This window comes from Rhizobium sp. 01T417, assembly GCF_056398905.1.
Map to the genome: position 1 here is coordinate 137,692 of NZ_JBFTQH010000011.1, position 22,423 is coordinate 160,114.

The window sequence follows — 22,423 nt, forward strand, 5'->3', positions numbered from 1 at the left end:
GCCTTACGCCTACATCATTTACTTGGCGACCCAATCCTTGAGATCGGATCAGCGCTAAGGAGCGCCCGAGCATTCGCCACAGCCCCGCTGCCTTAACCGGTGGCGGGCTTTTTGTTCTTAAGGTAGTCGTGAACATCCCGCGGATATTCAGCTGATGCTTCCAAAGGGGCAGATGCTCAGACCGAAACTGCCCTGTGTTATTATGGCCGTTGTTTATCTTGCGCTTTTCATTATTGCGAAGTGGAACTGACTACTTCTGACCAGCCGCCTCTCCTTAGCCGGGGAGGCCGTTTTTTTGTTGTCTGGAAGTAGTCATCGCTGGAGCCGGTTCCGACGCTCTAGAAGAAGCTCATGCGAGACCAATTGCTTACCCGCCGGACTGAGGCTGATTCCGTCTACCACTTCCTCTGTGACGCCTGCTTCTTGGAAGCTGCGGAGCCGATCATTCGGGATGTCAACTGTTTCGTGGCGATAGAGATGCAAGAGGCAGCTCCATTCTTCGAATGTGAAGTCTCTCCGAGCGATCATGCTGTGTCCTCCTACCTGACAGATCAAGCGATAGCACAGTTACCAGTCGTCTGGCGGTCGGGGAACACGCGTGCGGACGATATAGATGCGAACCGGGATCAACAGCAGGCATGCGCCGAAGAAGCCGAGCAGCAGGAACGTCACCCAGCCGCCCCAATGATAGCCCGCTCTCTCGGCTATGGCGTTTAGAATAAATGCCCCCGACATTCCAATAACTGCCCATCCAAAGGGCAGATGGGTATGCATAAAATGGTCCGCCATCCACCCTGCGAAGAAGCCCACGATGATCGCAGTAAGCCAGCCAATCTCTCCTTCGGTCATAAATGCTGTCTCCGATTGCATCCAGACTGCGCCACGGATGAATTATTAGCAGAACCCGAAGGAAATGTTGCTCGCGATTCGTGGTCAGCGTTGCCGTGTGGCCGTCGTACTCGGCGCTCCGAGACCCTTGGGCTCGTCAGGATATCGCCCGTTTCCCATCCACGGGATCATCAGACGTCGGAACGAAACCGAGCCCTACCCGTTTTGGGTCGGGCCTCGCGTAACTTTCTCCCAGCGAAGCCTCAATGCTCTATTGCCCCGCAACCGCGACTGCCGGGGTTCAAAACAAACTCCCCGCTTCCTTCAGCGGGGTTTTTTCTGAGAGGTAGAGTCGTCAATAGCAAAGTGTGCGGAGCATCCCTGCATAATTGGGCTTGGACTTGCAGTCGCTTACGCCTTGAACACGCCTAGCGTCCTTGTTCCTGTTATTTGAATGTTTCGTGGCGAGCATAGCATTACTGTTACGATCAACTGGCTTCGGAGGAGTCGTGCACGCTGAAAGCGATGCTGCAATGCTCAGACCAATGACCAGAAGCGATACGCGTAACATGATCGTGTTTCTTGCGTCGAGCCAGGCCAACCACAGCACCTCCTTGTCTCTTCATGGGAGGCAGACACAGCAACATTACACCAACCACTAATATTAGTCAGCGACAAAATACACGCCGGTGAATGTCTCGAAGGAACATCAAGGCTCACAATCACTAGGGGTGGCCGTGCGTGACGGGAAGCCGCACTGGCCGGATGCCATGACGCTTCCCATCTTCAAACGATGAACCAGAAGCATTTCATCGCTCTCGGCGTGACGGCCTTTATCGGACTGGTTCGCGTTCTGTTGTCCAGCGTCGCCGCCTGATGTCACCGATCATCAGATCAACCTGTCGAAACTCGTTAGACGTAAGCCTATCCTCAAGCCTGTGCTTGAGCCTTTCTGCTTATGCTGAGTGTCCGGTCGAAAATGGGGGCAGTTCAGTTAGCCTAGACAACACCGCTGACTTTGCGGCCCGGCGCGAGGGGTTAGGCGCCGGCATCTTCGCGACTAGGAACCTTCCGCCCATTAGTCAGTCCGGCGAGAGATGCCTCACCGTCAGTCGCGCGGCCACGCTTGCAGCGCATGAGGCGGCGAGTGTGGCCTGGCATTCGCCATCAATCAGCTCGACGGCACGGAATGAGTAGACCAGTGGCTGGTCCAAAAGGCCGAATAGGCGACACCATACGCAGAAGGAGTCCGCTAAGGGGTGCAGAGCGGACTCCAAAAAGCTCAGAGGTCGATCCCAGGAACAGAACTACGACCGGGCAACAAGCACTTGCTCACATAAGCAAGACGATAGCGAGTCAATTCGACTCACGCCCCGCCCATCATCAAAGGCTAGAGATATTGCGAAGGAGCGCAGCATGATTAAAGGTGCCCATTCGTTCTGCCGACTAATAATGTAGATAGGCATTGCAATCGTTCTGTTGGCACACCACCTACAACTCATCGGCAGCTTCTAAAACGGGCGCTGCCGGGTGCGGGCGCTGAAAGCGTTCCAGCCCCAACAAAGGAGGACGGCATGTCTTCCGCCTCTATTATCTTCTCCAAGGACAATCTCGTGCGAGCCGCGCTACGGTTTCGCTACGTGGACTTTCTCGTCAAATCGACACCAGCAATAAGCCTCGCGTTCATTGTATATGTCACGTTCAAGGGTGTCTTCTGGTAGGCGCAAGGCTTTAAAAATGCGGGCAGCATGCAGCAGCCTCGGGTCTGAAGTAGTTGTTGGCACCTCGTCGACAGTGCCTGTTTCGCGACCAGGAGATTGGGAGGTCTTCCATGGCAATTGTGTTTCCCAACCGAGCCAGAAGCTATGACGGGTCCACGAGGCGGGTTCGCTTCCTCGGCCACGATGGCATGTTCGAAATTCGCTTCTTTGTCGATATCGACGTATTGGCAAATGGACCGTGCGAGATGGCGACGTCGGAACGCGACTGTCTCGCGGCATTTGACAGGCTTCGAGTTAGAATCCTTGGGGTGGCGGAGCGCATATACATGTCAAAACCAAAAAACCTGATCGTTCTTACGCTGGCGGACTTTAAATAGCAGCCGGAAGGACAGTGGTTTCGTAACTTCCCAACCGTAGGAATCCAGTAATGAATGAACGGATGAGCAAAACCCGAGAACGCGCGGAAGCCGAATTCGGGTTGACCCAGACACAATTTCTTTCCCGCACTGGTATGGACCCGAAAATCGACCCCGTCGTCAGAGCGAGGAATGAGAAGACCGCGCAGCTAAAGGCCATGCGCCTTCAGCAAGAGGCCGATACGGCGGCCAAGACACTCAAGGACTGAGGCAATGGCCGCGAGCCTTGCGAGGTCATAGCGAAGATCCGACAGCGCCTTGTTGCCATAGTGGGCGGGGGCGTCCGTCTGCATAGATCCGCTGCGTTGGCATCTCGTGCAGAGTACCGGAGTTCATGCTCGGTGAAATCGGACGGGTGATAGGCCATGCGCATAGCGCCTCTCATTGAAGAGGTTGCCCGCAGCCGCATGCCGATAGGTTGGGGTTCGCACCCGCCCGAGCGCGGAGATGAAATGGCGTTGAGCGCTCGCCGCGTCAAGTTCATCTCACCATCTGTTCCCAGCGCCAGCACAAGAAACCAGCCGGAGTTCAACGTGCAGCCGTTCATCGGAGGTTAATGCCCATTGACCCAGACTAGCAGCCTGAAAGGATGTTCCGATGATGAAGAAGCTCTTGCCCGCACTCGCCGCCGTGGTCCTGGCCGGGTCTTTCGCCCTTCCGGTTGACGCGGCGCCGATCGTTGTGCCAAACGCAGTACCTACGCACGCCACTGACGTCGAGCAGGTCAAACACCGCGGCCATGGAAATGGATATGCGTATGGCCACTATAAGAACCGGCGGTACGCCTATCGCGATTGCCGGTATTACGGCTCGTGCTACCGTCCACGCTACTACGGCTATCCGCGGTATAACGGGTATCCGCGATACGGCTATCGCGACTACTACCCCTACCATCGCAGATCCGGTGTGGGCGTGTATTTTAATTTCTAGCTATCGAAACCCGTCGGGCGCGAATGCCGGCGGGTTTCCTATGCGATGCGCGCAAAAGATAGAGCCCCAGGGATGTTCCTTCTGGCTCTAGTATTCAGCCGTTTCGGCCACGGCAACAATAGGATCACAATTGCAGCTCTTATCGCCGGCGCCGGGCCCCTTACACACAAACTCCGGGCTGCGACCAGCGACAGGAACATAGCACGCCTGCATCACTCCACATCAGCTTCCGATTGGCGTCTAAGGGGATTTGGATCCTCGCCCTTAGCGGCACCGATACCTCGACATATTGGTTTGCAGGATCAAAATCTCCGGTGTCCAGCTTGGCTTGAGCGGCTGACATGCCACCTTCTATGATTTCACTTGAATAGTAGTTCGCCAATCGGGCGCCCATGGCAGCGCATGTCGAACGGTCTCATGCTTACGTTCTACGGCCATTGCGAAATTCCCCTCAAAGTTAACGCGTTCTGAATGTCACGTTTTGGTTGCTTAATACAGCTTTGCTTAATTAGCATAAGAATAGAAAAAGCCCGACGGGACAGGCGTCGACGTCGGGCCTTGAGAGCGGATCCGCCGGCGGGCGAATCCGACCACAGCGTACTTCTAGCGCTGCATCCTATGAACTAGCGGCATGGAGGAAAGTTCCCATGCTGGCCTACGTCCGATGGAAGACTTCGTCTGTTAGGAGCAGGAGAAAGTTGTCGTCGTCGATCTTATTAGCGACTTGGCCGTCCTCAGTCATGTAGTCGATGATGGGCGCTTGAGGCTTCCCGTTCGGCGGAGATGACGGAAATTTTCGTTGTTCGATAATAACGAGGCGGCGTCCAGAGGTGTCTGCACAGTTTATCCGTGCAGTATTTTCAAAGATAGGCATTTGGGATCACGAGAGTTGACATCGATTGCGCCTCGCAGGTGGGGTTCGTGCTCGTCACGATCAATGGCCGGGTTGTTTTGTCGCGGTTAAAGCGCGCCGGATACATTCATGGCAAAAGCTCGGCGCGCTGGGGGCGGGCGCCGGGTATGCTCCGGACCAGCATTAGGCGATGCGTTGGTCCTTGCAGTGTGTGTGGGTGCTGCAATTGAGAGAACTGATGGTGGAGAGGAATGTTTGCGCTAGCTACGAGAAGCTCAATGAGCGGTTATGACACTGGCGATAAAAATCAAAATAATTGAATTAAAGCAATTGGATGTTGCGGACGAGGTGTCGACCGAATTGGTGTCCGCGACAGTTCGCAGGCTTCGTTATCGCTTTGATCAAGGAAATTACAATGAGCCTGACCCCAAGCAAGGCTCAGCGGGACAAGGCGCGGTCCGCGGCTCGTCTCGGCCGGAAGTCCATCATGGACCAGCTGAAGGATATTCGGATTTGACCAGAAGCAGGAGCGCGAATGACTCAGTGCACAGCAGCGAGCCTAACCGCGGACTTGGCGTCTTCAGCGTTCATCCGGCCCTCTACGACGGCCCGGCACGCTTTCCATGCTCGTTGCCATTTGGCAGTGTCCTGGTTCGGCTCATGGATGAGCCATGTCAATGCCTCCTCTGCGGAGCCGACGACAATGCGAATGCGGCTGTCTCCCAGCACAAGGGGCTTTTCCCATCGGTGTACCAACATGGCCGCTCTCCAATCATGAGGGGGTATCGCGGTATCGGGCATCCGCTCCGCCTCCCGATAGATGGGTAGCGGCCACCTTAGTTCAATCGTCGACAAGCTGAAGGATATCAAGATTCGAACATGCAGACCCTCAATCGAGCCTTCAACCCGTACAAGGAAGACAGTTGGCGAAGGAGACGCGTGCCGAGGAACTGAGGTTCCGAGCGGCGCGCCGTGACGAAGGCAAGTCCGGCCAGTGGAAGCCAGAGGCCGACCTGTGGTTTGCGATCAAGGCCGCGCCAGGATCCCGGCGCTCGCCATCCGCACCTGTCATTGAGGAGAGGGCGCCTAGCCTGAGCCTTATCGAGCGCAATCTTGCCAATGCCGGCTTCGAATCCTTCATGCCGACCTACCGGATCGTCGTGAAGCATCATCGGAACAGGAAGTTTATCGAGCGCCCCTTCCCGATCTTCACCGGCTATGTATTCGTCAACCTGCCGACACAGCGGTTCGGCCCGGTCGAGTCCGTCGAGGGTGTCGGGAAACTTCTGAAGTGCAGCCGGACCTACGGCGAAGCCCCAGAGCCGTTCAGCTTCCGCAAGGAGTGATTGATCGCCTCCGATACATGGTCTGGGAGGACGACCAGGAGTACCTGCTGGAAAAGGCTTCACGCATGCGACAGGAGGAAGTTGATCGGGAGATGATGGATGGCAAGACGGCTGCATCAAGAGCTAGCCGCAAGATCCGGAACGCCGCACTCGACCCTCGGTCGGCCGCAACGCCTATCCCGCTAGAGTTTTCTACTAGCGGTAGGTTCTGATACCACTATTGCAGTACGTGCGATGGATGGTTGGTTGTGCTCTTATGGGCGTGGCCCAAATTCGGCCTCTGTAACAATGCTCGGGGGTCCGCGAACCCCTGCGGACCTCTTAATTCCCCCAAATTATTTAGCCGCACTAATGCAAACGAGGCGTCGCACTTTCATCGCCGAGCGATATTTTTCGCATGGCTTGCAAAGTCGCTCGCAAGCAGAGAGGCGCACTGCCATGCGGAACCCCAAACAAGGCCAGTGCGCCTCTCCCCCACATGTCTCAAAGCGACGCAGCTGTAGTGAAGAACGCGTCGATCTGCTCCTCTGTGAAGCCCATGGTAGCCAAACCCGCTGCCATCATCGGCTCAGTCCGGACGAACGATCCTGAATACGCATAGGCGATCTGAATTGCCTTGGACTGCGAAGCGCTCCACGCGTCGACTTCCTCCAGGAGGCGGCGGCTAGAAACTGTAGCTTGAACTGCCCAGCGGAAACGCTTTCTGCTTTCCGCTCCATGACAGGCCCCGAGGCGCTGAATTCCGCCTCTTCCTCCGGGGTCATTTCATGCTCGACACCATTGACGATTTTCTTCATCCGCGTTGCGCCGTTGTCCGCGAGAACCGCGGTGTAGTTCCCCGATTTCGTCGCTTAGGTCGACCCCACGACGGGAGAACCGTTTCTCGCTCAGGCCGCTGGCGTCGAACACGGAAACCTCGTTGGCCGCAGATACCCCATTCCACATACCTTCGATGGATTTGCAACGACCGGCACTACGGGGTGGCATCGTTCCTCGTCCAAGACATGGGCCGCTTCGAAGAATTCAAGGGCCGCCCCTTGAACTCTCACAGTCAAAGCAGCCTGCCGAAGTACAGAAATATGCTTCCGGCAAATCCGCCCTCCAGCGCGCAGGGTTTAGCACGAAAGCCCTACCTGCAGGCGAGATACTCGACATTATCAAAGCCTGGTTTTTGTTAGCTGTGCGGGTGGGAATGAACCTCACCCGCCTAGCAGTTTTTGCACCTGCCGCGCCTGGCATGCCGACAGACCGGCGGTGAGAATGATGGCGACTACCTCTTGGCACCAGCCGACAGCACCCGGTGTGTTGCATCGTCGAGCGCATGGCTTGTTTGGACCCCATCCTGCTTCAAGCCACACGCGGTGCTAGCGCAGCCGGCCAGGCTAAATTAGGAAGGCAATGCAGATCGCGATGGTCTGCTTCATCATCGCTTTCTCACGTTGGTCCTTTCGACGCAGCAAAAGGCGAATTCAACGGAACTCCCGATATCTCTTGCTATTCACCGGCCAATGATAGCTAGGTCTGTTTTCACGAGGAGACTGCGCAAATGGCCAAGGGTCAGGTACGAAGCAACAAGGAAGTTAGGAAGCCCAAAAAGGACAAGGGTGCCCCCAAAAGCGCCCCGCCCACGCTAGGTTCTCAGGTCAAGGATAGCCAAGGCGGCTTGAAGAAGAAGTAAGGTATGCAGAGGCGAAATACAGTCGCCTGTTCTACGCCACGCAATAAGGAGACCGTAGTGTCAAACCAAAGACCGCGACGCGGCAAAGGCGATCCGGGGTTCTCGGGGCGTGAACCATACCACGTTGCAACCTTTGCAGAGAAGCACGGCATCGCCACGTCCGATGCACAGCGCATCATCAAAATGCATGGATCTGACCGTGATGCTTGTGACAAGGCCGCTAACCGGCTGAAATAGCATAGATAGCCGAGGGCGGCGGGTGAAGGGTCGATTGTGGCTGTACCGTTCGGCTCGCTACAGGAGTTGCCGGAACGCCACGTCTTATTGCTGTGGCCGGACGCGCAGAAACTAACGCCTGATCTCCAGACCAATCAATGTCGCTGCAGCGGGAAACGCCACTTGCAGAGCATAGTAGACGAGCCTTCCCGCGTTTGAGAGACCGAGGTCATAGTACTGCTCGATCCATCGGAAAACGGCTTCTGCCACTTCCCTCCGGCCCTGCCCGGACTTTGTCGGAACCCCGCTCTATATCAACGTTGATCAGATCGTCTCGGTCAGCCAGCCGGGCAACCAAACGGTGGTCGTCGTATCTGCCCCAGGACGAGACGGAGCCCTTGCATACGCCGTTGACGAACCCTGGAGTGTGCGGAGGGGGAGGTTCCGGGAAGGGGTCCAGCCGACCGCAGAACCTCCCTGTCGCTCCATGGGAGGCAGACACCGGGATTTTACAAGCAACCCATAATATTAGCCAGTGGAAAAATGCACGTTCTCGGGATACTGGCGAGTCTCGGGGAGGATGTGGGCCAACGCGTCAGTAATGACAACTTGAAGGAGCGCGAGGCTCAGAAGCGATCTGATGACGCCGTTCTGGCATCCCCCATCCACTGTTCGCGCTGTGACTGCCCTCTCCAAAGGGGACGAGATGGATTGCGCAGCTGTGCAATATTTCTCCCATATCGGCCCTACTGTCATGAGTCTGTGACGCGCCGGGCGTAGCACGGCCTTCTACACGCGAGCCAATGGAGAGGGCTATGAACAGACGCGACTTCCTTGTCACCACAACCGCCGCCGCCGGCATGCTCATGCTGCCACGCCTGGCACGGGCCGCGACAAAGACGATCGATCTCTATAGCGGATCGGACGCGAATATCATCGACTTCTGGAACAACATCGTCCGCCCCGCCTTCGAAAAGGCTCATCCGGATTTGGCCGTGAAGATTACCGATGCCGGTGACAATACCGGTTTGCGCGCGATTGCAGACCGCGGTCTGGCAGCGCTCAAGACGAAGACAGACCCGCAGGCCGATATCTTCGAAACCTTCGATCCACGTCTTCCGCCGACAGGCGCTGAAGCTGGTCTCTGGGTGGAGTTCTCGGCGCAGAACGTCGAAGGCTTCGACCACGTCAATCCGCTCGCATTCGACAGCAAGTATTCGCTTCCCTATCGCGGTTCGCAGGTCTTGCTTGCATATGACAAGACCAAGCTCGACCCGAAGGATGCACCCAGGAGCTGGGAACAGCTGACGGCCTGGATCAAGGCCAATCCGGGCCAGTTCATCTACAATCGTCCCGACAAGGGTGGCTCCGGCGGAAACTTCGTCCGCCGCGCCATCCATGAAGCCAACGGTCGTGACCCGAAGAAGTTCACGATCGACAACTTCACGGCCGATTACGCCAACCAAGCCGTAACGCCGGCCTGGGCACTTCTCAACGATCTGGCGCCGTCCCTCTACGAGAAGGGCGCCTATACGGCCGGCAACACGCAGTCGATCCAGCTTCTGGCGCAGGGCGTCGTGACGATGACGCCTGTCTGGTCCGACCAGGTGCTACAGGCGATCTCGCAAGGTGTTCTGCCGGAGACGACCGGTCTCGTTCAGCTGGGCGATCTCGCATTGTGCGGCGGCTTCTCCCGCATGACCGTGTTCTCGAACGGTGCCAACACGGACGCAGCAATGAAGCTCGCCGCCTTCCTGCTGACCCAGGAAATGCAGGAAGCGATCATCACCGAGATCGGCGGTTTCCCGGGCGTATCCTGGGAGCACATCTCGGACGAGCTACGCCAGAAGTATGCCGATGTCATCCCGGCGACCATCCCCACCTTCCCGGGCGGTGATTGGGAAACCACCATCAACGACGGTTGGTATCGCAACGTCGCACCGGGTATCAGCCGCACCTGATGCGCAGGTCAATGTCACTTCCGCTGCTGGCGCGATGGTCCGCGCCGGTGAGAAGCCAAGGTTGGGTGGGGCTTGGTTTGGTAGCCCTGCCTGTGCTTCTCCTGGCTTGGCTGATCATCTACCCGATCCTGTCGGCGGTCGCGAGCACGATCTTCGTCGCGCAGCCGGGTGGCGCATCGGGGATATCCTTCGCCTCCTACCGGTTCTTTTTCAGCGACCCCTACAGTCGTGCCAACCTTTGGATCACGCTTTGGACGACGCTGGTTTGCGGAGTGCTGCTTCTGGCAATCAGCCTGCCGATCGCGCTCTATCTCCGGTTTTCCCGTGGGCCGCTCTCGGCCTATGTGCAAGGGCTTGCCATCTTTCCGATGTTCGTGCCCTCGATCATTCTGTCCTATGCACTGATCCGCACGATTGGTCCCAATGGCGCCGTCGACGTGTTGCTGAATGCCGTTGGGTTGCCGAAGCTGCCGTCGCCCTACCTGACGCCGTGGGGGCCGGTGATCGGTCTCGTCTGGGATAACCTGCCGCTCACGGTCCTCATGCTGACGGCCGGACTGGGAAATATTCCGAAGAGCTCCATTGAAGCCGCACGGGACGTCGGCGCTTCGCCGCTGCGCGTCTTCCTGTCGATCATCATGCCGCGGATGGGCAATTCCCTGCTCGTCACCACGTCTTTCGCAATCCTCGGCATCTTCTCGTCCTTCACGCTGCCTTATCTTCTCGGGCCGGCATCGCCGGAGATGATGGGGCCCTTCATGCAGCGGACGTTCTCGGACATGAACGACCCCGTCAACGCTCTGACGCAGGCTGTCATCGCCTTCGGCTTCTGCCTTGTCTTCGGAGTGCTTTACGTGCGTTCGATCGCCCGAAACAGGGGAGGCGTGTGATGCGGCACGGAAGGCTTGTCATGGCGGAGATGGATTGGATCGGCGCCTTGCTGGCATTGCTGCTGACGCTGTTCATCGCTTTGCCGCTTGTTGTCGTCGGAACCTGGGCTTTCAGCGAGGTCTGGCGCTACCCGGCTGTGATCCCCCAGCAGTTCGGACTGCGCTACTGGTCGCTGACATTGTCGCGAACGGATGTGTGGGACGCCCTTTTTCTGAGCCTTCGTCTGGCGACGACGGTGACCATCCTTTCAGCGGTAATCTGTCTCCCGGCCGCCTATGCCTTCGCACGCATGAAATTCCCGGGCAGGGACGTTCTCTTTCTGTCGTTCCTGGCGTCGCATGCCTTCCCGAAATTCGGGCTTCTGGTGGCGATCGCCGGGATCTTTCTTCAGATCGGATTGATCAGCACGTTCTGGGGCGTGGTCCTCATTCAACTGGTCGGAACGCTGATGCTGATGATCTGGATTCCCGTGGCGGCCTTCAAGAACGTCGATCGGCGAATGGAAGAGGCCGCGCGCGATGCCGGGGCAACCCCTTTGCGTGTCTTCTGGTCGATTACCCTGCCGCAGGCGGCGCCAACGATCGCTGCGGCCCTCCTGCTGACCTTTGTCGGGACGTTCTACGAAACCGAAGGGGCGTGGCTGATCGGCGCGCCGCAGATCCGCACGATGCCGGTCCTCATGGTCACCTTCATCAACAACCAGATCGTCGTCCAGTATGGCGCCGTCCTATCGGTGATGCTGTGGGTTCCCTCTTTCGTCGCACTGATGTTTGCCCGAAGAGTGGTCGGCACAGGTGCCTTCGCAAGGGGGCTGGGAGCATGATGTTCATTGCGGCGGATGGCACCGGGAAGGGCTTCAGATGGCACGCTTGACCATAAAAGGGATATCCAAGAGCTTCGGCGCCACCTATGCGGTCCGCGATGTCTTCCTCGATGTCGAGGATGGTGAACTTGTCTGTTTGCTTGGTCCTTCCGGATCGGGCAAGTCGACATTGCTGCGCATGATCGGCGGCTTCGAAAGACCGACCGCGGGAGGCATTCTGATAGATGCAAAGGATGTTACGTCACTGCCGCCGGAAAAACGTCCGACAGGCATGGTGTTCCAAAGCCATGCCCTGTGGACGCATATGGACGTCTTCAACAATATTGCATTCGGCCTCAAGCTTCGCCGCCTTCCCAGAGCCGAGATAAAAGAGCGCGTCGAAAAGGCGCTGGCGCTCGTTGGTCTTGCCGACTACGGCAGGCGCATTACCACGCAGCTTTCCGGTGGCCAGCAGCAGCGTGTGGCGCTGGCCCGCTCGCTGGTGCTCGAACCCAAGATCCTCCTGCTCGACGAGCCCTTCGCCAGCCTCGACCAGCACTTGCGTGAGCGGTTGCGTGAGGAGGTGCGCGACATCCAGCAGCGGCTTGGCATCACGACGCTCTTCGTCACGCACGGACAGGACGAAGCGTTGGCGCTCGCCGACCGGATCGTCGTGTTGCGCGATGGCTGCACCGAGCAAATTGCGCCGCCCGATCGCATCTACCGCGAGCCAGAGACCGAGTTTGTCGCTGGGTTCATCGGTTCGATGAACTTCATTCGCACCACGGTCAGGAATGGCATCAGCCAACATGCAGCCTTTTCGCTTCCTGTTCCCGTTGCGGACGGAGAAATCATACTTGCGATTCGACCGGAAGCATTGTCGCTTGTTGCCGCGAAGGAGATGGGTACCGGCATCGTTCACCGCAGCATCGATTTTGGCACCCATAAGATCGTCGACGTCGATCTCAGCGACGGAACAAGAATGAAAGCGATGACATCAAGCAACAGTGACTGGACCATGGGCACGTCGGTGGAACCGGTGGCGGCCGCCTTCAGGGCGTTCCGAGACAACCGGCTCGTTCACGAGTCCGTCGCGGTCCCGACACAGGAGAACAATCGGGTGTTTGGTCATGCTTGAGGGCCGTGGAATTGCGATCGACAGAGCAGGGCATCGTACCTGGCTGAAGTGGCACCGGGGACATCGATTTGCCGGCGACATCTCCTTTTCCGGCGCGCGCATCGTGGAGGGCATGGAACTCGGCGCCAGCGTCGAGGTCGATCTGATGCGCTTTGCCGGTGATGGTTTTGCGGTGCTGCACGACGAGACGCTTGATGCCGCGACAACCGGCACCGGGATGGTTCGATCCGCATCCGAGGCTTACCTGCGTGGCTTGCATCTTCGCGATCCTTTCGGGGCGCCGAGCGAACACAAGGTCATGATGCTTGCGGATCTCGGGCACCTGTTGGCTCAGGTCGGCCGGGATCCGAGGGCGGGCTTGCAGCTTGACCTGAAAGAAAATTCCGACGTCATTCGCGACGCCGACATCGCCGCATTCGCGGCGGCTATTTCGCCTGTTGCCGACTCAGTTATTCTTTCAGGCGGTGACTCGCTTGCCGTCGAGCGGCTCTCGCATGCAGTGCCTGACATGGCAATCGGCTACGACCCCTGCCACGACGGCGCCATCGAGCGGCTGATGGAAACACGCGATTTCGTGGGTTTTGTTGCCGGTGCGCTACGAGCCGTGCCGCGCGCGCAAATGATCTATCTCGATCGCCGCCTGGTGCTATTTGCGGATCAGGCTGGCTACGACGTGATCGGCGCATTTCAGGGGGCAGGGCGGCTCGTCGACGCCTATACGATCAACTCCGCCGTCCCTTCCGCTTTGCCCGGCGTCAAACGGCTCCTGGAACTGAAGGCTGACCAGATCACGACGGATGATCCGGTCGGGCTGGAACGGCTTCTGATCGAAGATCAGGCCTGAAAGCCTTTGACAAGCCAGGGATGGAGGACAGGATTGCCGGCAACGATGTCTCCGTTCGCGGTGAGGGGTCCACCATCAAACGCCGAGATTTTGCCGCCTGCCTCGCGCACCAAAAGGGCGGAGGCGCCGTAGTCGTGCAGTGACAAGCCATCCTCAAAAAAGCCGTCCAGGCGACCACAGGCGACATAGGCGATCGACAAGGCCGCCGAACCCAGCCGCCGCACGCCCGCGGTTGTGGCCATCAACCGCTTGACCGCGTTGAAATACACGTCTTCCGGCACGGCCTTCAGTTGTCCGGGAATCGGCAGGCCGGCCCCTACGAGCACGTCTTCAACTCCCTTCGAGCTCACACACCGGATCCGCTCGCCATTCAAATAGGCTCCGCCGCCGAGCTCCGTGCTGAAAAGCTCATCCAGCATCGCGTCGTAAACGACGCCGGCGACAAGTTCGCCGTCCTCTACGATCGAGATTGTCATGCCGAAATGCGGAATGCCCCAGGCGAAATTTGTCGTCCCGTCGATGGGATCGATATAGATGACAGGCACGCCGTCCTTTGCGTTCCGGTTGCCGGCTGCTTCTTCGCCTTTGATCGCGTAGGCGGGAAAGGATCGGTTCAACTCATCGACGATGATGCGCTCGACGGCAACGTCGATCTCGGTCTGATAGTCCCTCGGCGCTTTTGCGACCAATTCGCCATCAAGGCGGCGACGCAGCGATGTTCGCGCTTTAGCGCCTCCAAGGAGAACGGCTTCCGCCAATGCCGCAAGGCGCGGCGAGGCAGTCGGTGAGATGCGGGATGACACGGGACGGATTTCGGCGAGATTTGGATTCGACATCGTCATGAGGTGATGGCAGAGCCGCATGAAGCTTTGATGACGGGACGTCGACGCCAGCGTTGGCGGCGGTGCCAAGGCGCGTCCAAACGCCAGACGTGGACCCTTGAATAGGTTTTGTGTGGCCGACACCCGAACTGAGCGATTATTATATCACCGCCGGACGATCACGCGTGTTCCCGGACGGACCATCTCGTAGAGCTCCTCGACGTCCTCGCGGTACATGCGAAAGCAACCGCTTGACGCATTCGTGCCGATCGAGGACGGATCATTGGTGCCATGGATGCGCAGCAGGCCGTCCGCAAGATAAATGGCCCGTGTACCCAGCGGATTGGAAGGGCCGGGGCGCACGACCATTGGCAGTCTCGGATTCTTCTGGCGCATGCTGGCCGTCGGTCGCCACTCGGGATATTTGCGCTTCGACGTGACATGGGTCGTGCCGTACCATCGTTTTCCCTGGCGCCCGACCGCAATCGGATAGGCGAGCTGTTCACCTTGAGGCGTCGTATAGACAAGCGTGTGCTCGCGTGTGGCGATGACGATTGTCCCGCCCCTTTCCGTTCGGGGTTGGCGCTGCGGCACCGGCTCGCCATAGTCGGGCGGCGGTCCATATGGACCATACGGATCATAGTAGCCGTAGTCGCCATAGTCACCGTAGTCGTCATAAGGTCCGTAAATCTGCGCCTCGGCCTGAAAGGCCGCAAACAAAAGCACTGTTGCAAATAGAACCAGGAACTTCATTGTCCGCTATCCGCTTGTTTTGATGCAAGATAACCGCGAAATTCTGTGGCGCCATTGTGGCGGCCGATGTTCCGACGCTACACGCGACGTCGATGCGGAATTTAGGCTTCTTATCATGTCCCAGCCTTATTCCCAGCCGACGTTGCCCCACTGAGAGCTCACAGCAGCCTGCTGATCGATGGCCACGGAAGGAAGAACTAGAAACCTAATTCCGCATTATGACCCTCTGCCGCTGGAGTCCTCGCTTTTTTGGTTCGCGGCTCTTTGTTTTTCCTAAGTCAGACTAAGTATTTTCTGCTTTTTTCAAACTGGCTTCGGTTTGATCACCGCCCCAGATCTGACCGGGATTGCGCACAAGCGAATTGTTCCCCCCCAAAAAACCTGATCCGGATTGGTTATGACAGAGTTCGGCCGCTCCAGTGTCGCTGGATTTGTCCAATCGATTGGTGCCCACACTTGCTACCACCAATTAGATGCACAGCGCAGATCATTTGAACGTGGATCGTACCGGTGAGACTTGCGGAGGCTTCGAGCACGCGGCTGGAAACGCAAATCCGGACACAAATTGCAACCGGGATCTTATATAAGTCATAAAATGCTCTCACAAGTACTGCCGAATCGCTCAGCAATCGCGCTGTCGCGGTTCGAAAGAAGACAGTCATTCGACGACGTGACTGGAACACGACTTCGCGCTTAACGCCTGATTTGGCGATTTAGCGCGGAATGAAGAGACGCCGCTGTTTGCGGTCGTCATTCGGTCTCTTTTGCCTCAGTCTAGGCAAGCGATCTCGATTTCTCGACCACCGAAGCCTCGGCGATGGTGTGTCTGCGCTACGACCACAAGGAGTCCATTTGTCTGAAACCGGATCCCTCTCGCAGCCGCGACCCTTCTTTGGGCTTTTCTCGTCGTTGCGTGTTGGCGCTCTGGGGCTTGGTGTAACCAGTTGCCTCGTCAATATCCTGGCGCTCAGTGGCTCGTTCTTCATGCTCCAGGTCTATGACCGCGTCATTCCCAGCCGCAGCCTGCCGACCCTCGCCGGTCTGGTCATCATCGTTGTGTCCCTCTTTGCGTTCCAATGGCTTCTGGATCTGACGCGATCCCTGCTTCTCGGGCAGATCGGACGGGCGGTGGATGAGCGGTTCTCAGGGCGGGCCTTCCTCTCAGTCGCGCTGTCGGCATCGCGCAAGCCGGCGCCGGGAGACGGTCTGCAGACGATCCGCGATATCGATACAGTGCGTGGATTTCTGTCCGGCCCTGGCCCGGGAGCGTTGTTCGACCTGCCCTGGATGCCCTTCTACCTCGCCCTCTGCTTCCTGTTTCATCACTGGATTGGCCTCACGGCCGTGGCTGGCGCGCTTCTCTTGACGGGGCTGGCGCTGCTTGCGGAGCTGAAGTCACGCGGTCCGACGAGGGAGACGGCCACCATCCTTTCTGAGCGAATGGCTTTCGCCGAAACCGCGAGGCGCAATTCGGAAGCGGTCGTCGCAATGGGCTTTGGTGGGACGCTCTCGGCGCGCTGGGCCGAAGTCAACCGGCGCCACCTCGACAGTCACTTGCGCACGGCTACTTTCGTCAACTCGCTTTCAACCCTGTCGCGCTCCGCGCGCATGTTGCTGCAGTCCGCCGTGCTGGCCGTGGGCGCTATACTCGTCATTCGACAGGAAGCAACTGGCGGCATCATGATTGCGAGCTCCATTCTCGTGAGCCGCGCGCTCGCCCCGATCGAGCTTGCCATCGCGCACTGGCGAGGATTTGCGGCTGCCCGCCAGGCATGGTCGCGCCTCGACCGCGAGGTGCAGCTCTCCGACGGGCGGCTTCATGACGTCGCGCTGCCGGCGCCGCGGCAATCACTGGCCGTGGAGAACCTTCATCTGGCGGCTCCGGGCTCGAAGATGCCGATCATTCGCGGGCTGTCCTTCGAGGTCCAAGCCGGCGAGGCAGTTGGCATCGTCGGTCCGAGCGCCTCGGGCAAGTCTTCGCTGGCGCGGGGCATCGTCGGCCTATGGCCGGCCCTTGCCGGGGATATCAGGCTGGACGGAGCGTCGCTTTCACAATGGACTGCGGAAGCACTCGGCCGCAGCATCGGTTACCTGCCGCAGGACGTGTCGCTGTTCGACGGAACCATCGCCGACAACATTGCCCGGTTCGATCCGGAGGCCTCTTCGGAGTTGATCATCGCGGCTGCCAGGGCCGCGGGTGTCTACGATATGATCGTGAGCTTTGCCGATGGCTTCGATACGCGGATCGGCGAGCAGGGCAGAACCCTGTCGGCGGGCCAGCGGCAACGCATCGGGTTGGCAAGGGCCCTCTACGCGGATCCGTTCCTCGTTGTGCTCGACGAGCCGAATTCCAATCTCGATGTTCAGGGCGAGCTGGCACTCTCGCAGGCAATCGAGGCCGTTCGGTCGCGGCAAGGGGTGGTGTTGATCATCGCTCACCGGGCGAGCGCGCTTTCCGCGGTCGACAAGGTGCTGGTTCTCGAGGGCGGCCGGGGCAAAGCGTTCGGCCCTAAGAACGAAGTTCTCAAGACAGGACCAAAGTCAGTCGCTGCGACCGGTTCCTTCGTCCGACTGCTTCGCGCCGGCGGGGAGTTGTCGTCATGACCGGGGCTGTGACATCGACGGAACGAGCGATCCGCCGACTTACGTTGCTTGCCCTTGCGACAGCTGCCCTGCTCGTCGGGGTTCTTGGCGGGCTTGCCTCGGCGATCCGTATAAACGGCGCGGTGATTGCCCAGGGGACGCTGGTCGTCGACAGCTATGTGAAGCCGGTGCAGCACCAGAAGGGCGGCACTGTGGGACAGGTCTTCGTCCGCAACGGCGATCGCGTCACGGCTGGCCAGATACTCGTTCATCTCGACGACACCCAGACGAAAGCGAATCTTGCGATCGTATCGCGGCGGCTGCGAGAGCTTGCAGCGCGATCAGCCAGGCTTTCTGCAGAGCGTGACGGCGGGAACGCCATTCTTTTTCCAGCGGTCGTCAGGGATGCCGATGCCACTCAGGCTCCCGCCCTCATGAGCTCCGAACAGCGGCTGTTTGATGACCGTCGCGCATCGCTCAGCGGAAGGACGGCGCAACTGCGCGAGCGCGTCCGCCAGCTCGACCAGCAGGCCGAAGGACTGTCGGCCCAGCAGGAGGGCAAGCGTCGCGCCATCGGCATCATTGGCAAGGAGCTTGCAAGCCTGGAGCCGCTGCTTCGGCAGGGAGTTATTCCCGCAACCCGCGTCTACACCCTGCAACGTGATGCGGCCGATTTGACGGGAGAATTCGGCAGCCTCGTTGCCTCGACCGCGGAGATCAAAGGAAAGATCGCCGAAACGGAGCTGCAGATTATCCAGGTGGGTGACGATCACAGAAGCGAGGTCTCCGAACAGCTGAGGCAGGCGGAGGGCGACAGTGGCGAATACGCCGAGCGGCGCGTTGCGATAGAAGACGAGTTACGACACGTCGACATAAGGGCGCCGCAAGACGGCATCGTCCATCAACTTGCTGTCCATGCGAAGGGTGCCGTGGTCACGCCAGGTGAGGCCGTCATGCAGATCGTGCCCGATCACGACATGCTCACGCCCGAGCTGAAATTGTCGCCACAGGACGTCGACCAGGTCGCAGTCGGCAAGGAGGTCAGCCTGCGGTTCTCCGCGTTCAGCTACAGGACAACACCGGAATTGAAGGGACGCGTTGCATCTGTCTCCGCTGACCTGACAACGGACACGCATTCCGGCCAATCCTACTACACGCTCCGGGTCGCGGTGCCCGAGAGCGAATGGCAGAGGCTTGGCAAGCTGGCACCGGTTGCCGGAATGCCCGTCGAAGCCTTCATCGAGACAGGCGAGCGCACGGCGCTCGGTTATCTCGCAAAGCCGTTTACGGACCAGTTGGTCCGTGCATTTCGGGAGGAATGACGACAGCCATCGGAGGAGGGAGACCATGAGAAGCACAAAAACCCGAAGGAGTTGATAATGGCAAAATCAATACAAAATGCTGTCGGCCAACCGCTGTTCTACAGTGGCGCCTCGACCGCATGGTTCTCCGCAACCGGTTCCGGCCCTGTGCTGAATGGCACATCCGGCAACGACTCCATATGGGGTGACAGTTCCGTCAACGTGACCATGCACGGCGGAACCGGCGATGACATCTACTATCTCTATTCCGCCATCAACCGTGCTGCGGAGGAACCTGGCGGAGGAACCGACACCATCAACACCTGGATGAGCTATACGCTTCCCGAGAATTTCGAGAACCTGACCGTAACAGGCGCCGGGCGCTATGCTTTCGGCAACGCCCAGGACAACATCATCTCCGGAGCCTCTGGAACCCAGACGATCGACGGAGGTGCAGGCAACGACGTGCTGATCGGCGGAGGCGGAGCCGATACATTCCTCGTCACCAAGGGCCACGGGAGTGATCTGATCGTCGATTTCAGCAGCGACGATACGGTGCGCCTGAACAGCTACGGGCTTTCGTCGTTCGAGCAGGTGCTGGCTCATACGACGCAGGAGGGCGCCAACCTGCGGCTGGATCTCGGTGGCGGTGAGAGCCTCGTCTTTGCCAATACCGAGGTGTCGGATCTGCAGGCGAGCCAATTTCAACTGACGCTCGACCGCTCGAAGCTGGCGCTGAGCTTCGATGACGAATTCAACAGCCTGTCCTTGCGCAGTGGCGATCAGGGCACGTGGGATGCCAAGTTCTGGTGGGCGCCGGACCGCGGCAGCCCGTTGACCGGGAACGGTGAGCTGCAGTGGTATATCAACCCGTCCTACGCACCGACTGCAGCGGCAAATCCATTCTCTGTGAGCAACGGCGTATTGACGATTTCTGCAGAACCCGCTTCGCAGGCGATGCAGGCGCAGATTGACGGCTACGACTACACATCTGGTCTCCTGAACACCCATTCATCCTTTGCCCAGACCTATGGCTATTTCGAAATTCGTGCCGATATGCCGACGGAACAGGGCGTCTGGCCAGCCTTCTGGCTCCTCCCGGAGGACGGCTCCTGGCCACCAGAACTCGACGTCGTCGAGATGCGCGGTCAGGAGCCGAACGTTGTCAATGCCACAGTCCATAGCGACCATGGTGGCGCACATACGATGACGTCCTTTCCGGTCAAGGTGGCAAGTACTGAAGGCTTCCACAACTACGGCGTTCTCTGGGACGAGGATCACATCACCTGGTACTTCGATGACGTTGCAGTCGCGCAGACGGATACACCCGAAGACATGCACGATCCCATGTACATGCTAGTCAACCTCGCTGTCGGCGGTACGGCTGGAGCGCCGTCCAACGGTCTGGCGAACGGATCGGAAATGCACATCGACTATATCAGGGCCTACACCCTCGCGGACAGCCCATTGCACGCTGCGACGGAAGCCACTGCGAGCAACGATTGGCACATCTGACGAGGTGAAAGCCAAGCGGGATGAGGTCGGAGGGTCATGATGGCGCCAGTCATCCCGGGCCCCTTGAGCATCGTTATCCGTTAGCTTGCTTCGACGATGCTTTGATATCGCGTGCGCCGATCCCTCAGGCGTTCGCGATATCGCTCCTGGCTTGCAGACAGATGAGCGCGCATGGCGTCGCGCGCACCGGTAGCGTCGCCTGCAGAAATTGCATTGAGGATGGCAAGATGTTCCCGCTGCAATCCGGCCTGGTAGCTTGCCGAGAGAACCTCTTCGGTGGCGTAAGGAGAGGTGACGTCACAAGGGATGGTTCGCGCCCCGAGGGCGTCGAGGACTTCAACATAGAAAGGGTTGTTGGTTGCCTCGGCGATCGATCGGTGGAATGCAAAGTCGGCCTGGCCGGTGGGCTTGCCAAGCTGCAGGAGCCGATCGAACTCGAAAAAGCTCTCCTGAATCTGCGCCTCCTGCGAGGCGTTTCTGCGGGTGGCGGCCAGCGCCGCACCTTCAGCTTCAAGCGCGATGCGAACTTCAAGCACGTTCAGGGCGTGCGATATGTTGCTTGATCGGTCCTGTCTTATGATCGGAGCGGACGACTGGTGACCAATCACGAAGATGCCTGCCCCTTGTCGCGTTTCCAGCAACCCATCGGCCGAGAGAGCCGCGATCGCCTCGCGAATGACGGTCCTGCTGACGTCGAAGGATTCAGCGAGTTGGGCCTCCGTCGGCAACTTCTGTCCGACGGAGATCTGGCCTGAAAGGAAGTCCTGTCGGAGGGAGTTGGCGATCCGTTCAGAGAGCTTCTGTCGTCGTGATGGGCCACCATCGACCGGGGGAGGAATTGCGTTCAAGGGTGTTTTCGCCTCTGCAAATGATGTCCGAGCATACCGCCAGTGCCCCATTAAGACAACAATTGTGGATGTTGTCATACAAAATCTCAGACTCCGATGCGTTCGATGATAATTCCTTACAATTCAGAGCTTTGACATATCAAGGCTATCGATAGGTGATCCGAATGAAGCGATTGCGGTTGCTCAAGTATGATCAATATGTATGATGACTTGGAAGGACATGGGAGGCAACGTGACTCACACTGACTACACCAATCGCTATGCGATTGATCCTCGGGCCGCAGCGGGATTTGGGACCGCCGAGCTTCGCGAAAACTTCTTGCTGCCACCGCTGTTTCTGGCCGGCCGCATCCAGCTTCACTACACCAATTACGACCGGATGATCGTCGGTGGTGCCATGCCGACTTCTGCGCCGCTTTCACTGGAAACGATCAAGCCTGCCGGGACCGACACGCTTCTGGCCCGGCGCGAGCTGATCGCTGTCAACATTGGTGGTGCCGGCATCGTCGTCGTCGATGGCGAAGAGTTTCAGGCCGGTACCCGCGACATGGTCTATGCCGGCATGGGGGCTTCGGTGACATTCCGGTCCGTATCGGCCGAACAACCGGCAAAATTCTACCTGCTCAGCGCCCCCGCGCATGTCCGTCACCCTGCAAAGCATATCGGCATTTCAGATGCCAAGCGCGTCGATCTCGGCTCTCAGGCAACCAGCAACGAGCGCTCGATCTTCCAGTTCATCCATCCGGACGGTGTCAGGACCTGCCAACTCGTCGTCGGCATGACGACGCTTGCCGAAGGCTCTGTGTGGAACACCATGCCCTGCCACGTCCACGACCGGCGGATGGAGGCCTATCTCTATTTCGATCTGCCGGAAAAGGCCCGCGTCGTGCATCTGATGGGAGAGCCGAACGAAACGCGCCACCTCCTCGTCAAGAACGAGGAGGCGATCCTGTCGCCGGGTTGGTCCATCCATTCCGG

Annotated in this window: 19 protein-coding genes and 1 pseudogene; 14 read left to right on the forward strand and 6 right to left on the reverse strand. The window is 58.7% G+C overall.

Annotated elements, in window-relative coordinates; all coding sequences use genetic code 11:
- Positions 1 to 567 precede the first annotated feature (567 nt).
- Complete coding sequence (locus AC1DPR_RS13945; protein WP_018858072.1) at positions 568 to 849, reverse strand: GlsB/YeaQ/YmgE family stress response membrane protein; 282 nt, start codon at positions 847 to 849, stop codon at positions 568 to 570.
- A gap of 1,553 nt (positions 850 to 2,402) precedes the next feature.
- On the opposite strand from AC1DPR_RS13945, the gene AC1DPR_RS13950 reads away from it, so the two are divergent.
- The 4 genes from AC1DPR_RS13950 (at position 2,403) to AC1DPR_RS13965 (ending at position 3,895) form a co-directional block, all read left to right on the forward strand.
- Entirely contained in the window at positions 2,403 to 2,549 is a 147-nt protein-coding gene (locus tag AC1DPR_RS13950; protein ID WP_018858075.1) for a hypothetical protein, read from the forward strand.
- 110 nt (positions 2,550 to 2,659) lie between these two features.
- Entirely contained in the window at positions 2,660 to 2,926 is a 267-nt protein-coding gene (locus AC1DPR_RS13955) for a DUF1488 family protein (RefSeq protein ID WP_477816543.1), read from the forward strand.
- Between the two features lie 50 nt (positions 2,927 to 2,976).
- Positions 2,977 to 3,174, forward strand: coding sequence for a hypothetical protein (locus tag AC1DPR_RS13960; protein ID WP_192303624.1), 198 nt, complete (start codon positions 2,977 to 2,979; stop codon positions 3,172 to 3,174).
- Positions 3,175 to 3,565: 391 nt separating this feature from the next.
- Positions 3,566 to 3,895, forward strand: coding sequence for a hypothetical protein (locus AC1DPR_RS13965; RefSeq protein ID WP_112647719.1), 330 nt, complete (start codon positions 3,566 to 3,568; stop codon positions 3,893 to 3,895).
- Positions 3,896 to 5,288: 1,393 nt separating this feature from the next.
- Here the strand turns inward: AC1DPR_RS13965 and AC1DPR_RS13970 are convergent.
- Positions 5,289 to 5,507, reverse strand: coding sequence for a DUF982 domain-containing protein (locus AC1DPR_RS13970; protein WP_018858081.1), 219 nt, complete (start codon positions 5,505 to 5,507; stop codon positions 5,289 to 5,291).
- 164 nt (positions 5,508 to 5,671) lie between these two features.
- On the opposite strand from AC1DPR_RS13970, the gene AC1DPR_RS13975 reads away from it, so the two are divergent.
- Positions 5,672 to 6,094 carry a transcription termination/antitermination NusG family protein gene (locus AC1DPR_RS13975; RefSeq protein WP_477816544.1) on the forward strand — a complete coding sequence of 141 codons (423 nt, stop codon included), beginning with the start codon at positions 5,672 to 5,674 and terminating at the stop codon, positions 6,092 to 6,094.
- Positions 6,095 to 7,364: 1,270 nt separating this feature from the next.
- Here AC1DPR_RS13975 and AC1DPR_RS13980 read toward each other — a convergent pair.
- Positions 7,365 to 7,521, reverse strand: a pseudogene (locus AC1DPR_RS13980) (entericidin).
- A gap of 1,282 nt (positions 7,522 to 8,803) precedes the next feature.
- Between AC1DPR_RS13980 and AC1DPR_RS13985 the strand changes: the two are divergent.
- From AC1DPR_RS13985 to AC1DPR_RS14005, 5 genes are read left to right on the forward strand one after another with little or no spacing between them, the layout of a single operon-like run.
- A complete protein-coding gene (locus AC1DPR_RS13985; protein ID WP_477816545.1) occupies positions 8,804 to 9,949 on the forward strand; it encodes an extracellular solute-binding protein in 1,146 nt (381 codons plus the stop codon).
- Positions 9,950 to 9,960: 11 nt separating this feature from the next.
- Complete coding sequence (locus AC1DPR_RS13990) at positions 9,961 to 10,839, forward strand: ABC transporter permease (RefSeq protein WP_477816546.1); 879 nt, start codon at positions 9,961 to 9,963, stop codon at positions 10,837 to 10,839.
- A complete protein-coding gene (locus tag AC1DPR_RS13995) occupies positions 10,839 to 11,663 on the forward strand; it encodes an ABC transporter permease (RefSeq protein ID WP_477816547.1) in 825 nt (274 codons plus the stop codon). Before AC1DPR_RS13990 ends, AC1DPR_RS13995 begins: the two co-directional genes overlap by 1 nt.
- 37 nt (positions 11,664 to 11,700) lie before the next feature.
- Positions 11,701 to 12,780, forward strand: coding sequence for an ABC transporter ATP-binding protein (locus AC1DPR_RS14000; RefSeq protein ID WP_477816548.1), 1,080 nt, complete (start codon positions 11,701 to 11,703; stop codon positions 12,778 to 12,780).
- On the forward strand, positions 12,773 to 13,624 hold the full coding sequence (locus tag AC1DPR_RS14005) for a glycerophosphodiester phosphodiesterase (protein ID WP_477816549.1): 852 nt from the start codon (positions 12,773 to 12,775) through the stop codon (positions 13,622 to 13,624). The genes AC1DPR_RS14000 and AC1DPR_RS14005 overlap by 8 nt, the downstream gene beginning before the upstream one ends.
- Here AC1DPR_RS14005 and AC1DPR_RS14010 read toward each other — a convergent pair.
- Both AC1DPR_RS14010 and AC1DPR_RS14015 read right to left on the reverse strand, forming a co-directional pair.
- Positions 13,615 to 14,460, reverse strand: coding sequence for an inositol monophosphatase family protein (locus AC1DPR_RS14010; protein ID WP_477816560.1), 846 nt, complete (start codon positions 14,458 to 14,460; stop codon positions 13,615 to 13,617). The two genes, AC1DPR_RS14005 and AC1DPR_RS14010, sit on opposite strands and share 10 nt — an antisense overlap.
- Positions 14,461 to 14,610: 150 nt before the next feature.
- Positions 14,611 to 15,198, reverse strand: a complete 588-nt coding sequence (locus AC1DPR_RS14015; RefSeq protein WP_477816550.1) for a L,D-transpeptidase — start codon at positions 15,196 to 15,198, stop codon at positions 14,611 to 14,613.
- An 852-nt stretch (positions 15,199 to 16,050) separates the two neighbouring features.
- Between AC1DPR_RS14015 and AC1DPR_RS14020 the strand changes: the two genes are divergently transcribed.
- The 3 genes from AC1DPR_RS14020 to eglC are packed head-to-tail and all read left to right on the forward strand — an operon-like array spanning position 16,051 to position 20,597.
- On the forward strand, positions 16,051 to 17,802 hold the full coding sequence (locus tag AC1DPR_RS14020; protein ID WP_477816551.1) for a type I secretion system permease/ATPase: 1,752 nt from the start codon (positions 16,051 to 16,053) through the stop codon (positions 17,800 to 17,802).
- Positions 17,799 to 19,103, forward strand: coding sequence for an HlyD family type I secretion periplasmic adaptor subunit (locus tag AC1DPR_RS14025; protein WP_477816552.1), 1,305 nt, complete (start codon positions 17,799 to 17,801; stop codon positions 19,101 to 19,103). The genes AC1DPR_RS14020 and AC1DPR_RS14025 overlap by 4 nt, the downstream gene beginning before the upstream one ends.
- 57 nt (positions 19,104 to 19,160) lie before the next feature.
- A complete protein-coding gene (gene eglC, locus AC1DPR_RS14030) occupies positions 19,161 to 20,597 on the forward strand; it encodes an endo-1,3-1,4-beta-glycanase EglC (protein ID WP_477816553.1) in 1,437 nt (478 codons plus the stop codon).
- Positions 20,598 to 20,677: 80 nt separating this feature from the next.
- Here the strand turns inward: eglC and AC1DPR_RS14035 are convergent, their stop codons facing one another.
- Positions 20,678 to 21,445 carry a FadR/GntR family transcriptional regulator gene (locus tag AC1DPR_RS14035; protein ID WP_192303604.1) on the reverse strand — a complete coding sequence of 256 codons (768 nt, stop codon included), beginning with the start codon at positions 21,443 to 21,445 and terminating at the stop codon, positions 20,678 to 20,680.
- 232 nt (positions 21,446 to 21,677) lie between these two features.
- Between AC1DPR_RS14035 and kduI the strand changes: the two genes are divergently transcribed.
- On the forward strand, positions 21,678 to 22,423 hold a 746-nt coding region (gene kduI / locus AC1DPR_RS14040; RefSeq protein WP_477816554.1), incomplete at its 3' end, for a 5-dehydro-4-deoxy-D-glucuronate isomerase.